The 13,180-nt window shown below is 72.5% G+C and carries 14 protein-coding genes; 11 read left to right on the top strand and 3 right to left on the bottom strand.

The features are described from left to right. Nucleotides 1-72: 72 nt before the first annotated feature. The 6 genes from HUN59_RS14225 (at nucleotide 73) to HUN59_RS14205 (ending at nucleotide 6,156) form a co-directional block, all read left to right on the top strand. On the top strand, nucleotides 73-1,266 hold the full coding sequence (locus HUN59_RS14225; RefSeq protein ID WP_174778705.1) for an amidohydrolase: 1,194 nt from the start codon (nucleotides 73-75) through the stop codon (nucleotides 1,264-1,266). A 94-nt stretch (nucleotides 1,267-1,360) separates the two neighbouring features. Next, nucleotides 1,361-1,900: a hypothetical protein gene (locus HUN59_RS14220; RefSeq protein ID WP_174778704.1), complete on the top strand. Its 540-nt coding sequence runs from the start codon at nucleotides 1,361-1,363 to the stop codon at nucleotides 1,898-1,900. Nucleotides 1,901-1,919: 19 nt separating this feature from the next. Then, the gene (locus HUN59_RS14215; RefSeq protein ID WP_174778703.1) at nucleotides 1,920-3,143 is read left to right on the top strand and encodes a PIG-L family deacetylase; all 1,224 of its coding nucleotides are present in this window, start codon (nucleotides 1,920-1,922) and stop codon (nucleotides 3,141-3,143) included. Nucleotides 3,144-3,180: 37 nt separating this feature from the next. After that, nucleotides 3,181-3,498, top strand: coding sequence for a ferredoxin (gene fdxA / locus HUN59_RS19485; protein WP_071292706.1), 318 nt, complete (start codon nucleotides 3,181-3,183; stop codon nucleotides 3,496-3,498). A gap of 14 nt (nucleotides 3,499-3,512) precedes the next feature. After that, nucleotides 3,513-4,631 carry a succinyldiaminopimelate transaminase gene (gene dapC, locus HUN59_RS14210; protein WP_217483560.1) on the top strand — a complete coding sequence of 373 codons (1,119 nt, stop codon included), beginning with the start codon at nucleotides 3,513-3,515 and terminating at the stop codon, nucleotides 4,629-4,631. A 226-nt stretch (nucleotides 4,632-4,857) separates the two neighbouring features. After that, complete coding sequence (locus tag HUN59_RS14205) at nucleotides 4,858-6,156, top strand: citrate synthase (protein WP_174779511.1); 1,299 nt, start codon at nucleotides 4,858-4,860, stop codon at nucleotides 6,154-6,156. A 118-nt stretch (nucleotides 6,157-6,274) separates the two neighbouring features. Here HUN59_RS14205 and dapD read toward each other — a convergent pair whose 3' ends face one another. Continuing rightward, nucleotides 6,275-7,243: a 2,3,4,5-tetrahydropyridine-2,6-dicarboxylate N-succinyltransferase gene (gene dapD, locus HUN59_RS14200; protein ID WP_174778701.1), complete on the bottom strand. Its 969-nt coding sequence runs from the start codon at nucleotides 7,241-7,243 to the stop codon at nucleotides 6,275-6,277. 129 nt (nucleotides 7,244-7,372) lie between these two features. Here dapD and dapE point away from each other — a divergent pair, with 129 nt between their 5' ends. Then, entirely contained in the window at nucleotides 7,373-8,455 is a 1,083-nt protein-coding gene (gene dapE / locus HUN59_RS14195; protein ID WP_174778700.1) for a succinyl-diaminopimelate desuccinylase, read from the top strand. 68 nt (nucleotides 8,456-8,523) lie between these two features. Beyond that, on the top strand, nucleotides 8,524-9,690 hold the full coding sequence (locus HUN59_RS14190; RefSeq protein ID WP_254629894.1) for a hypothetical protein: 1,167 nt from the start codon (nucleotides 8,524-8,526) through the stop codon (nucleotides 9,688-9,690). Here HUN59_RS14190 and HUN59_RS14185 read toward each other — a convergent pair. Further along, complete coding sequence (locus HUN59_RS14185; RefSeq protein WP_217483559.1) at nucleotides 9,669-10,811, bottom strand: AI-2E family transporter; 1,143 nt, start codon at nucleotides 10,809-10,811, stop codon at nucleotides 9,669-9,671. The genes HUN59_RS14190 and HUN59_RS14185 overlap by 22 nt on opposite strands. 145 nt (nucleotides 10,812-10,956) lie before the next feature. Here HUN59_RS14185 and HUN59_RS14180 point away from each other — a divergent pair, with 145 nt between their 5' ends. Beyond that, nucleotides 10,957-11,127, top strand: coding sequence for a DUF3117 domain-containing protein (locus HUN59_RS14180; protein WP_017887054.1), 171 nt, complete (start codon nucleotides 10,957-10,959; stop codon nucleotides 11,125-11,127). Nucleotides 11,128-11,247: 120 nt separating this feature from the next. Next, a complete protein-coding gene (locus HUN59_RS14175; RefSeq protein ID WP_174778698.1) occupies nucleotides 11,248-11,991 on the top strand; it encodes an AAA family ATPase in 744 nt (247 codons plus the stop codon). Here HUN59_RS14175 and HUN59_RS14170 read toward each other — a convergent pair. Beyond that, nucleotides 11,988-12,620, bottom strand: coding sequence for an O-methyltransferase (locus HUN59_RS14170; protein WP_058741479.1), 633 nt, complete (start codon nucleotides 12,618-12,620; stop codon nucleotides 11,988-11,990). The two genes, HUN59_RS14175 and HUN59_RS14170, sit on opposite strands and share 4 nt — an antisense overlap. A 65-nt stretch (nucleotides 12,621-12,685) precedes the next feature. On the opposite strand from HUN59_RS14170, the gene HUN59_RS14165 reads away from it, so the two are divergent. Further along, the gene (locus HUN59_RS14165; protein ID WP_058741480.1) at nucleotides 12,686-13,066 is read left to right on the top strand and encodes a twin-arginine translocase TatA/TatE family subunit; all 381 of its coding nucleotides are present in this window, start codon (nucleotides 12,686-12,688) and stop codon (nucleotides 13,064-13,066) included. The last annotated feature ends 114 nt before the right edge of the window (nucleotides 13,067-13,180 follow it).

The following is a 13,180-nucleotide window of genomic DNA, read 5'->3' as shown; positions in this document are numbered from 1 at the left end:
CCCGGTCACCTCATCGAGGTGNCCGGGCCGTCGGCGTCCGTGCCGTCCGTCCCGAGGGTTACGGTGGAGGGCGTGACCCTCGACCTCCTCTCCCTGTACCAGGACCTGCACGCCCACCCGGAGCTCGGCTTCCAGGAGCACCGCACAGCCGGCGTCGTCGCTGACCGGCTCGCCGAGCTCGGCGGCATCGACGTCACCACGGGCGTGGGCGGCACGGGGGTCGTCGGTGTGCTGTCGAACGGGGACGGCCCGGTCGTCTGGCTCCGCGCCGACATGGACGGCCTGCCCGTCCAGGAGCGCACCGGACTGCCGTACGCGAGCACCCACACCGGGCGCGACGACGAGGGCGCCGAGGTCCCGACGATGCACGCCTGCGGGCACGACATCCACGTGACGTGGCTGCTCGGCACGCTCGAACGGCTCGTCGACGCCCGTGACGCCTGGTCCGGCACCGTCGTCGGCGTGTTCCAGCCGGCGGAAGAGGTGATCTCCGGCGCCCGGGCCATGCTCGAGGACGGCCTGGTCGAGCGGTTCCCGAAGCCCGACGTCGTCCTCGGCCAGCACTCCGCGCCGGCGCCGGTCGGCGTCGTCGCGGTCGGCTCCGGTCCCGTGATGGCGTCGAGCGACCGACTGACCGTCACGTTCAACGGCCGTGGCGCGCACGGCTCGGCGCCGCAGGCCTCGCTCGACCCGATCGTCACCGCCGCGAGCGCCGTCGTGCGGCTGCAGACCGTCGTCTCGCGCGAGGTCTCGCCGTCGGACGCCGGTGTCGTCACCGTCGGCAGCTTCCACGCCGGCACCCGGCCGAACATCATCCCGGACCAGGCCGTCATCGAGATCTCGACGCGGGCCCGCAACGAGGAGACCCGGGAGCGCATCATCGCGTCGATCGAGCGCATCGTGCGTGCGGAGAGCGACGCGGGCGGCCTCCCTGCCCCGACCATCGAGCGGGCGCCGGGGGCCGAGGTCACCGTGAACGACGCCGAGGCCGCTCGGCGCGTGCTCGAGGCGCTGCAGGGCGCGGTGCCGGACGCCCGCGACCTGGAGATCGGCCTCGCGATGGCGTCCGAGGACGTCGGGCAGCTCGCCACCGCGGCCGGCGTGCCGCTCGTGTACTGGTTCACCGGGATCACCGACCCGGAGCTCTTCCGTCGCGGCGACGACGTCCCGAGCAACCACTCGCCGTTCTACGCGCCGCAGGCCGAGACCGCGATCCCGGTCGGGGTCGACGCGCTGACGGCCGCGACCCGCGCCTGGCTGTCCTGACGCGCCCCACCCGCCGGGCGTGCCCCGGTGGCGGGCAGGCGGGTTCCCAGGGAACGCACGCCGCACCTCCCGGCTGTCGCCCTAGGGTGACCGCATGCGTACGACCCGGACCCTGCTCGCCGCCGTGGCGGCGGGCATCACCCTCGCCGGTCTGACCGGCTGCTCGGCCGCCGACGTCCAGCAGGCGACCGCCCTCGGATCCTCGGTGGCCTCGACCGTCTCCGAGACGGTGCAGGGCATCGACGGCAAGGCGATCCAGGACGGGATGTCCTCGGTCGCGGGCGGCATCGACGGCGCCCTCGACGCGGCCCTCAAGGGCACGGGGGTGACCTCCGACGGCAAGGTCCCGGACGGGTTCCCGACCGCCGAGGTCCCGCTCGTCGACGGCACGGTCCTCGGCGGCGGCACCGGGCCGAACGGCTCCGGCTGGGTGGTGCAGGCCCGTGCGGGGTCGGTCGACGACTTCGCCGCGGCCGCCCAGCGCCTGGCGGACGCCGGGTACACCGAGTCCGCGAAGCGTGCGGACGCCTCGAGCGCGTTCGGGCTGTTCCGGAGCGACGCGCACCGCGTGGTGCTGACGTTCTCGAAGAGCGGGGACGGCGTCACCGCGACGTACATCGTCACCCCGCGGTAGCGAAGTAGCCTTGGCCCTGATGTCCAAGGTCCCCGCCACGCGCCCGGAGCGCGTCCTGTTCGTGCACGCCCACCCCGACGACGAGACCCTCGCCTCCGGCGGCACCATCGCCACGCTGCTCGAGCTCGGGGCCGAGGTCACCGTGCTCACCGCCACGCGGGGGGAGCAGGGCGAGGTGCTCGTGCCGGAGCTCACCGGGATCGCCGGGGACGGCCCCCGCGTCGCCGAGCACCGCGAGACCGAGATCGCCGCCGCGCTCGCCGCCCTCGGCGGTCCGGCGCACCTGTGGCTCGGCGGACCCGGCGCACGCCCGACCGATCTGGCGCCGCGGCGGTACACCGACTCCGGGATGCAGTGGGGCCCCGACGGGCGGGCGATCGCCGCCGACGACGCGCCGGCGGACTCGCTCACCGCGGCGGACCTCGGCGAGGTCGTCGACGACGTCCGGGCCGCGATCCGGTCGACCGGGGCGGACGCGGTGGTCAGCTATGCGGACGACGGCGGCTACGGCCACCCGGACCACGTGCGCGTGCACCACGCCGCCCGGTACGCCGCCCGTGCCGAGGAGGTCCCGTTCTCGATGATCGTCGACCCCGCGACGACGGAGCCCGACCTGACCGTGGACGTCGTGCCGGTCCGGGCGAAGGTCCGCGCGGCGCTCGAGCAGTACCGCTCCCAGCTGACGGTGGACCCGGCCGCGACCGACGACCCGCGGGCGCTGTCGTGGGTGATGCCGCACGGGGAGCGGCAGCACGCCCGCGACGTCGAGGCCTTCCGACACGACGCCGACCCGGTGCCCGAGACCCCCCAGACCTTCGCGGAGCTGTCCGGCCAGGGCAAGGCCGCGGCTGTCGTCGTGTCCGTGGTCGCCGGACTGCTCGCCGGCGCGCTCGGCACCGTCACCCACCAGCAGACGATCGGCGGCGTCCCGGTCGGCATGGTCATCACGACGCTCGTCGTCGTCGGGCTCGTCGTCGGCCTGCGCCTGCTGTTCCGCTCCCGGGTCCTCGTCGCAGCCGCCGGTGTCGCGGTGATCGTCGCGACCCAGGTGCTCGTGTCGGTCGGCGGACAGTCGTCCCCGCTCGTGCTCGCGAACCCCGCCGGGTACGTGTGGACGTTCGCCCCCGCGGTCATCACGCTGCTCGCCCTCGCCTGGCCGGACCTGTCCGGACTCCGGGCCGCCCGGGCCGCCGCCGAGGCGCGGGACGGTGCGCGGTCAGGGTCGGCCCTGCCCCGCGAGTAGGATCGAGAGCGCTCAGTCCGAAGGGAGCACCCGCACCGTGACCTACGTGATCGCCCAGCCCTGTGTCGACGTCAAGGACCGCGCCTGCATCGACGAATGCCCGGTCGACTGCATCTACGAGGGTGACCGGTCGCTGTACATCCACCCCGACGAGTGCGTCGACTGCGGTGCGTGTGAGCCGGTCTGCCCGGTCGAGGCGATCTACTACGAGGACGACCTCCCCGAGGAGTGGGCCGACTACTACAAGGCGAACGTCGAGTTCTTCGAGGAGGTCGGCTCGCCCGGCGGTGCCGCGAAGGTCGGTGTGATCCACAAGGACCACCCGGTCGTCCTGGCCGAACCCCCGCGCGGCTGACCGGCGACACCCCCGTGGCGCTCGACCTCCCCGACTTCCCCTGGGACCAGCTCGTCCCGTTCAAGCAGCGCGCAGCGGCGTCCGAGGGCGGCATCGTCGACCTCAGCGTCGGCTCGCCCGTCGACCCCACGCCCGAGGTCGTCCGACGGGCCCTGGCCGACGCCACCGACGCGCACGCCTACCCGCAGGTCGCGGGCACGCCGGCCCTGCGCGAGGCCATCGCCGACTGGTACGGCCGCCGGCAGGGGATCACCCTGACGCCCGACCAGGTCCTGCCGACGATCGGCTCGAAGGAGTTCATCGCGGGGCTCGCGCTGTGGCTCGGCATCGGACCCGGCGACACCGTCGTCTTCCCCGAGGCCGCGTACCCGACCTACGAGCTCGGCGCGGCCCTCGTGCGCGCCGATGCCCTCGCCGCGGACGACCCCGCGACCTGGCCGGACACGACCCGGCTCGTCTGGCTGAACTCCCCAGGCAACCCGGACGGCCGCGTGCTGTCGGTGGAGCAGCTCCGAGCCGCCGTCGCCCGCGCCCGCGAACTCGGCGCCGTCGTCGTCGGGGACGAGTGCTACGCCGAGCTCGGCTGGGAACCGCCGTACGACACCGCCCCCACGCCGTCGATCCTCGACCCCCGCGTGGTCGGGGACTCGGTGGACGGCGTCCTCAGCGTGTACTCGCTGTCGAAGCAGTCGAACCTGGCCGGGTACCGCGCCGCGTTCGTCGCCGGTGACGCCGCGGTCCTCGCCGACGTGCTCGCCGTCCGGAAGCACACCGGCATGATGCCGCCGCTGCCCGTGCAGCAGGCGATGGTCGAGGCGCTGGCCGACGACACCCACGTGCAGCAGCAGAAGGCCCGCTACCGCGCCCGACGGAACATGCTCCGACGGGCACTCGAGGACGCGGGCTTCCGGATCGACCACAGCGAGGCGGGCCTGTACCTCTGGGCGACCCGCGGCGAGCCCGCGCTCGACACCGTGTCGTGGCTCGCCGACCGCGGGATCCTCGTCGCTCCCGGCACCTTCTACGGTCCCGCGGGCGCCCAGCACGTGCGGGTCGCGCTCACCGCCACCGACGACCGGATCGCGGCGGCGGCGCAGCGTCTGGCGAGCGCCCGACGACTCGCCGGTTCCTGACCCAGCCGCGCCGGGGCGCCGCGGTCCGGACACCCCGGCGACGCGGCCGGAACGTCCACGGGACGCGGCCGGAGCGGGTCCGTCTCCGTGCACAATCCGCGGTTCCCACCAATTCCGAGGGCCCCCGTGGTGCACGACCGACAGTCCCCGCGATTAGGCTGTGCTCGTGACTGACACTGCCAACGACGCTCAGAAGACGGCCACACCGCCCACCACGCCCGTCCCCGTGAGCCCCGCCGCCGCCGAGTCAACGGAGACCGCGACGCTCACGTTCCCGGGCGGCACGGCGGAGTTGCCGATCCTGCCGAGCGTCGACGGCGCGTCGGCGATCGACATCTCGACGCTCAAGAAGCAGACCGGGCTGAACACGCTCGACTACGGCTTCGTGAACACCGGCGCCACGAAGAGCGCCATCACCTACATCGACGGCGACGAAGGGATCCTGCGCTACCGCGGGTACCCGATCGACCAGGTCGCGTCGGGCTGCACCTACCTCGAGGTCGCCTGGCTCCTGATCTACGGCGAGCTCCCCACCGCGGACGAGCTCGCCGGGTTCGACGCCCGCATCCGTCGCCACACGCTCCTGCACGAGGACCTCCGTCGCCTGTTCGACGCCCTGCCGCACTCGGCGCACCCGATGTCGGTGCTGTCCAGCGCGGTGAGCGCCCTGTCGACGTACTACGAGGACGACATGAGCGTCGACGACCCGGAGAAGGTCGAGCTGCAGACCGTCCGGCTGCTCGCCAAGCTCCCCGTCATCGCCGCCTACGCGCACAAGAAGGCGATCGGGCAGGCCTTCCTGTACCCGGACAACTCGCTGTCGTTCGTCGACAACTTCCTGCGGCTGAACTTCGGCACCATGGCCGAGACCTACGTGCCGAACCCGGTGCTGTCGAAGGCACTCGAGCGGCTGCTCATCCTGCACGAGGACCACGAGCAGAACGCCTCGACCTCGACCGTGCGCCTGGTCGGCTCGACGAAGGCGAACATGTTCGCGTCGATCTCGGCGGGCATCAACGCCCTGTACGGCCCGCTGCACGGCGGTGCGAACGAGGCCGTGCTCGAGATGCTCCAGCAGATCAAGGACTCCGGCGAGCCGGTGTCGCGCTTCGTCGAGCGGGTGAAGAACAAGGAGCGCGGGGTGAAGCTCATGGGCTTCGGACACCGCGTCTACAAGAACTACGACCCGCGCGCGAAGCTCGTCAAGGAGTCCGCGCACGAGGTCCTCGAGTCCCTCGGCGTGCAGGACGACCTGCTCGACATCGCGATGGAGCTCGAGCAGATCGCGCTCGAGGACGAGTACTTCGTCAGCCGCCGGCTCTACCCGAACGTCGACTTCTACACCGGCATCATCTACCGGGCGATGGGCTTCCCACCGCGGATGTTCACGGTCCTGTTCGCGATCGGTCGTCTGCCGGGCTGGATCGCCCAGTGGCGTGAGCTCAACAACGACCCGCTCAACAAGATCGGCCGCCCGCAGCAGCTCTACGTGGGGCACCCGGAACGGGACCTGCCGACGCGCTGACCGGTGCGTCCTGCCCGCGCACGCTGGGCAGGTGGCCGGGATGCGACGGACGGGAGGCACGTGGCGGGTCCGCCACGTGCCTCCCGTCCGTCGCCTCGTGCGCTGGGCCGGTCCCCGGCTACGCGTGCAGCGCGGTGTTGAGCTGGATGCCCTCGCCCCGTCGCTGCAGTGCCTCGACGGCACCCGTGACGGAGTTCCGGCGGAACAGCACGTTCGGCGCCCCCGAGAGCTCGGCGGCCTTCACGGTCCTGGGCGTGCCGTCCGGGTCCGGGGCGGCCCCGACCAGGACGACCTTCGTGCCGGCGGTGACGTACAGTCCAGCCTCGACCACGGAGTCGTTACCGAGCGAGATCCCGAGCCCGGCGTTCGCCCCGAGCAGGGCGCGCTCGCCGAGCGAGACCCGGTGCGTCCCGCCGCCGGACAGCGTGCCCATGATCGACGCGCCACCACCGATGTCCGTGCCGTTCCCGACGACGACGCCCTGTGAGACGCGGCCCTCGATCATCGCGTCGCCGAGGGTGCCGGCGTTGAAGTTCACGAAGCCCTCGTGCATGACGGTGGTGCCCGGCGCGAGGTGCGCTCCGAGCCGGACCCGGTTCGCGTCGCCGATGCGCACGCGGTCCGGGACGACGTAGTCGAGCAGGCGCGGGAACTTGTCGACCGCGTGCACGGCGATCCCGGCGCGCTGCAGGACCGGACGGAGCCGGGTGAGGGCGTCGGGGTGCACCGGGCCGGCGTTCGTCCACGCGACGATCGGCAGGTGTCCGAAGACACCGTCCAGGCTGATGGTGTTCGGCTGCACGTGCAGGTGGCTGAGCAGGTGCAGGCGCAGGTAGGCGTCGGGCGTGCTCGCCGGGGCGTCGTCGACCACGATCGCCGTCGTCACCGCCTCGACCCGGACGTCACGCCGCGGGTCGTCGCCGACGTGGGCGCGCAGGTCCTCCGGGAACGCGGCGTCCGCGGGGAGCTCGCCCAGGTGCGTCTCCGGGTACCAGGTGTCGAGGGTGGTGCCGTCGGCGGCGATCGTGGCGAGGCCGTGGCCCCAGGCGTGCGTGGGGCGGTCGGTGGCTGCGGGCGCGTCGGTCACGCGACCAGGGTACCGACCCGCCGGGCCCGGCCACCCGTCCAGCGGGACGGTCGCGGGGGAGGCGATCCGTGCCTCCCGGCCGGTGCCGTGGACCAGCCGACCGCAGGACGCGGCCGGTACGCTGACCGCATGCCCGAGCTGCTCGACCTCACCGCCTCGTCCATCGACATCACCCGCGTGATCTGCGACATCGAGTCGGTGTCCGGGAACGAGGGCCGCCTCGCCGACGCGATCGAGGCGACGCTCGCGCCCCTCGACCACCTCGAGGTGGTCCGCGACGGCGACGCCGTCGTGGCGCGGACGGACCTCGGTCGGGACCGCCGCGTCGTCATCGCCGGGCACATCGACACCGTGCCGCTGAACCACAACCTGCCGACCGAGTTCCGGACCACGGAGGACGGCACCGAGATCCTCTGGGGTCGCGGCACCGTGGACATGAAGGCCGGCGTCGGGGTGCAGCTCAAGCTGGCGTACGACCTCGTCGCACCGAACGTCGACGTCACCTGGGTGTTCTACGACCACGAGGAGGTCAGCGACTCGCTGAACGGCCTCGGTCGGCTCGCCCGCACCCGGCCGGAGCTGCTCGCCGGCGACTTCGCGATCCTCGGCGAGCCCTCCGGGGCGCAGATCGAGGGCGGCTGCAACGGCAACCTGCGGGCCGAGGTCCGCACGTTCGGCAAGCGCTCGCACAGCGCTCGCAGCTGGATCGGCGACAACGCCGTCCACAAGACCGCGCCGATCCTGGCCACCCTCGCCGCCTACGAGCCGCGCACGGTGACCGTCGACGGCCTCGACTACCGCGAGGGCCTGAACGCCGTCGGGATCTCCGGCGGCATCGCCGGCAACGTCATCCCGGACGAGGCGATGGTCCACGTGAACTACCGCTTCGCGCCCTCGCGCAGCGCGGACGAGGCCGTGGCCCACATCCGCGAGCTCTTCGACGGGTACGACGTGCAGATCGTCGACCTCGCCGCTGGCGCGCGTCCCGGGCTCGACGCCCCGCTCGCGCAGGACTTCGTCGCCGCGGTCGGCGGGCCGGCCCCGCGCCCGAAGTACGGCTGGACGGACGTCGCCCGGTTCTCCGCGCTCGGCGTCCCCGCCGTGAACTACGGCCCCGGCGAGCCGGTCTTCGCGCACCACGACGACGAGCAGGTCCCCGTCGACCAGATCACCGCGGTCGAGGACGGTCTGCGGCGGTGGCTGACGGCGTGACGACGGGCTCCGCGCCGGTCGTCGCGGGGCGTCGGCCGGGGGTGCGGTGGCGCGCCCGATACCGTGCCGTGCCCTGGTGGGTGCGGATCACCGTCGTGTACGTCGTCGCGCGGATCGTCACCGGGGCGATGCTCCTGGCGTACGCGGGGCAGCAGGCGGCGAACTCGTTCACGGTCCAGCACCCCTCGTACCTGTCGTTCGCCGCGATCTGGGACGGCGCCTGGTACCGGGTGATCGCCACCGGCGGCTACCCGTCGACGCTCCCGGTGGACGCCGCCGGGCACGTCACCGAGAACGCGTGGGCGTTCATGCCGGCGTACCCGTTCCTGGTCCGCGGGCTGATGCTCCTGACCGGGGCGTCGTTCGAGGCCGTCGCCGTGGTGGTCTCCCTGGTCGCCGGATGGGGTGCCGCGCTCGTGTTCCGACGGCTGCTCGGACGGTTCCTCGACGACGGCCGGGCGACGTTCGCCACGGTGCTGTTCTGCGTCGCGCCGGTGTCCGCGATGTTCCAGGTCGCGTACGCCGAGTCGATGGGGATGTTCCTGCTCCTCGTCGCCCTGCTGCTGCTCGTGGACCGGCGCTGGTGGACGATGCTGCCCGTGGTCCTGCTGCTCGGCATGACCCGCCCCACCGGACTCGCGTTCGGGTTGCTCGTGGCGCTGTTCCTGGTCGTGTGGGCCGTCCGTCCCGCCTGGGTGCGCGAGTCCGCCCGCCCGACCGTCCGCGCCGCCCTGCCGCCGCTCGTGGTCGGCGCGGTGTCCGGTCTCGTCGGGCTCGCGTGGCCGGCGATCGCCTGGGCCGTGACCGGGGTGCCGAAGGCGTACACCGACACCGAGCTCGCGTGGCGGTCGTCGTACATCGGCTGGCAGGAGCTCGTGCCGTTCACCCCGTGGGTGCAGGGCTTCGGCTGGTGGTTCCGGCAGCCGGCCGGCGGGATCCTGCTCGCCGTGGCGGTGGTCGGGTTCGCCGTCTTCGTGTTCCAGCCTGCTGCCCGCCGAGTCGGGCTCGAGCTGCGGCTCTGGGCGGTGGCGTACGTCGTGTACCTGCTCGCGGTCTTCTTCCCGCAGTCGAGCACCTGGCGCATCCTGCTGCCGATCGCGCCGCTCCTGGGCATCGTGGCGCTGCCCCGGTCACCGGTCTACCGGGTGCTCCTCGTCGCCGCGTGCCTCGTGCTGCAGTGGATGTGGCTCGACGCGTGCTGGTTGGTCGACGGCTACGACTGGACGCCGCCGTGATCGACCTCGCGGTCGTCTGACTCCTCGGCGGAGGCCGTGGCGGACGGGTCCTCGCCCGGGCGCCAGTCGGCCGCCGCGTGCACCATCGCGTTCACCGTCGCGATGAACGGCACCGCGAAGAAGGCGCCGACGACGCCCGCGATGGTGGTGCCCGCGGTGACGCCGAGCACGACGCCGAGCGGGTGCACCTTGACGGCGCTGCCGGTCAGGAACGGGTGCAGGACGTGGCTCTCCAGCTGCTGCACGACGATCACCACGGCGAGCATGATGAGCGCCGGCACCAGTCCGTTGAAGACCAGCGCGATGACCACGGCGACGATGCCGGCGACGATCGCGCCGACCACCGGGACGAACGCCCCGAAGAACACGATGACGCCGATCGGCACGGCGAGCGGCAGCCCCAGTGCGAGTGCGCCGATGACGATGCCGAGTGCGTCGGTCACCGCGACGATGAGCTGCACGCGGATGAAGCTGGTGAGGGTCTTCCACCCCGCCTGACCGGCCGCGTCGATGCGACCGCGGGAGCGCCGCGGGAAGATCCGCACGACCCACGACCAGATCCGGTGCCCGTCGATCAGCACGAAGATCGTCGTGAAGACCACGATGAACAGCCCCTCGAGCGCGTGCACCAGTCCGCTGCCCGCCTCGGCGGCGCCGGACAGGATCGACGTGGCGTGGGTCTGCAGGAACTTCGTCGCCTCCGCCAGGTACTTCGTGACCTGCGCCGAGGTGATGCCGAACGGCTCGGACGCGAGGAGGGTCTGGAAGGTCTGCACGTTGCTCGTCAGGCGTCGCTCGAGCGTCGGCAGGTCGTAGCGGACCTGCGCCGTGACGACGAGCGCCAGGATCCCGAGCACCACCACGACCGAGATGCAGGCCGTGAGCACCGCGAGCCACTTCGGCCACCGGTGTCGTTGCAGGAACGCCGAGAACGGGGCGAGCAGCGCGCAGACGAGCAGCCCGACCAGGAACGGCACCACGATGTCCTGCAGCAGGACCACCAGCGCGACGACGACGGCCAGGGCGGCCACCGTGACGAGGAAGCGCCACGAGAAGGCTCCGGCGATGCGCATGCCCGTGGGCACCGCCTCGGCGACCGGGTCGGCCTGTGGACGGAGCATGGAGCGGATTTTCGGCATTCACCAAGGTCACCACTCGGAGCCGCGAGAACGTCGCATTCCGACACCCCCAACCTGGGCGGTTTCGCAGTTGCCCCCTCGGTACGGGATAATGGGCGAGCATCTTCTGCACGAAAGGGGACATCTGATGGCAGCGATGAAGCCGAGGACCGGTGACGGGCCGATGGAGGCTGTCAAGGAGGGTCGACTCATCATCGTGCGGGTTCCGCTCGAAGGTGGAGGCCGCCTGGTGGTCTCGGTCAACGACGCCGAGGCCAAGGAACTCCACGACGCACTCGCCGAGGTCGTCTCGGCGTAGTTCCGTCGAAGCACCACCGACAGGAGGCCCGGAGCGCGTACGCTCCGGGCCTCCTGCGCGCGCGGCCGGCCGGACCCGTGCGCCCCTGCGCCTGTCGGTGCTGCCCGCCAGGATGGTGCCGTGCCCCGCACCCGCCTGCCGATCCGCCGCGTCGAGGAGTACGCGCCCGACCCGCTCCCGCGCGACGCCTGGCCCGCCACGCTCGCGCCCGTCCGGCAGCTGCTCGACGACGGGTTCGACCTGGACCCGGTGACCGTGTTCGTCGGCGACAACGGCGTCGGCAAGTCCACCCTGGTCGAGGCGATCGCGATCGCGTTCGGGATGGGACCGGAGGGCGGCTCGACGATGTCCGGTCACAGCACCCGCCCGAGCGAGTCGCAGCTGTGGGAGCACCTCGTCCTCGTGCGCGAGCCCGGTGCGGCCAAGAGCGGGTTCTTCCTGCGCGCGGAGACCATGCACGGGGTGTTCACGTACCTCGAGCAGCACGGCGGTGGTCGGCCGGAACCGGTGTTCCACGAGCGGAGCCACGGGGAGTCGTTCCTCGACTTCGTGATCGACCGGTCGCAGTGGCCCGGGCTGTGGATCCTCGACGAACCGGAGTCCGCGCTGTCGTTCTCCGGGTGCCTCGCGCTCATCGGGCTGCTGCAGTCCATCGTCGAGACCGGTCGCGGGCAGGTGCTCCTGTCCACCCACTCGCCGGTGCTCGCGGCGTTCCCGGGCGCCGCCGTCCACGAGGTCGGCCCGTGGGGGATCCGCCGGACGGCGTGGCAGGACCTTGACCTGGTCCGCGACCAGCGGGCGTTCCTCGCGGCGCCGGAGCGGTACCTGCGCCACCTGGACGCGGGCGGCCGGGACGGTCCCTAGGCGCTGACCTTCGTCATCTGCAGCAGGCCGTCGCCGGCGGGCGAGAGCGCGCTCCGCACGGCCCCGGACGTCGACACCTCGGTCAGGAGCAGTCGGAAGTCCGTGGTCGCGCGGTCCCGACGCACCGGGTCCGCCACCCGACCGCGCCACAGGGCGTGCGGCACGAGGACCGTCCCCCCGACCCGGGCGAGCCGCAGCCCGTGCTCGACGTACTCGATGACGTGCTCCGGGTCGGCGTCCACGAGCACGAGGTCGTACGACGCCTCGTTCATGCGGGGCAGGACCTGGTTCGCCCGACCGGGGATGAGCCGGACGCGAGCGGGGGCGGTACCGGCGGCGATGTAGGCGTCGCGGGCGTACTGCTGGTGGTCGACCTCGACGTCGATCGTCGTGAGCGTGGCCTCGGGCGCACCGCTCAGCAGCCAGAGACCGGACACCCCGAGCCCGGTGCCGATCTCGATGATGCTCGTGGCGCGCGACGCGGCGGCGACCACGGCGATCTGGGCGCCGATGGCGGGCGAGATCGCCTCGACCCCGAGCTCCAGGGAGTGCTCACGCGCTCGGGCGATCACCTCGGGTTCCGAGACGATGTCCTCGGCGAACTTCCAGTTCGACTCTTTCTCTGACACGCACACTCCGTTCGGAGGACAACTCTACGGGTGCGGCGCAGTGGGGACGGGTTACGCTCGTTTGCGTGTCCATCGACTTCAACAAGATCCTGATCATCGGGATCATCGCGGTGCTGCTCCTCGGTCCGCAGCGCCTGCCGATGTACGCGCAGAAGCTCGCCGAGTTCGTCAAGGCGGTGCGCCGGTTCGCGGACACCGCGAAGGACCGCATGCGGGAGGAGATGGGCCCCGAGTTCGACGACGTCGACTGGCAGAAGCTCGACCCCCGGCAGTACGACCCGCGTCGCATCATCCGCGACGCCCTCCTCGACTCCCCGTCCAGCACCGCGAGCGGCATGGCTGCGGTCGAGACCGCGCAGGTCACCGCGTCGAAGGTGCGCGCGACGGCACCGGTGGTGCCGCTCGCCGCGGGCGAGGCGGCACCCTTCGACGCGGAGGCGACCTGACGCCCGTTCCGTGACCCGGTGACGGACGGGAGGCACGGTGCCGGCTGGCGCCGCGCCTCCCGTCCGTCCGTGGGTCGCGCCGGGCCGGTCCTTCGAGCCCATCGCAACCGTCCT

It is taken from the genome of Curtobacterium sp. Csp2 (genome assembly GCF_013347165.1).
The sequence above is the reverse complement of the archived record's forward strand: the minus strand, read 5'-3'. Positions and strand labels throughout refer to the sequence as shown.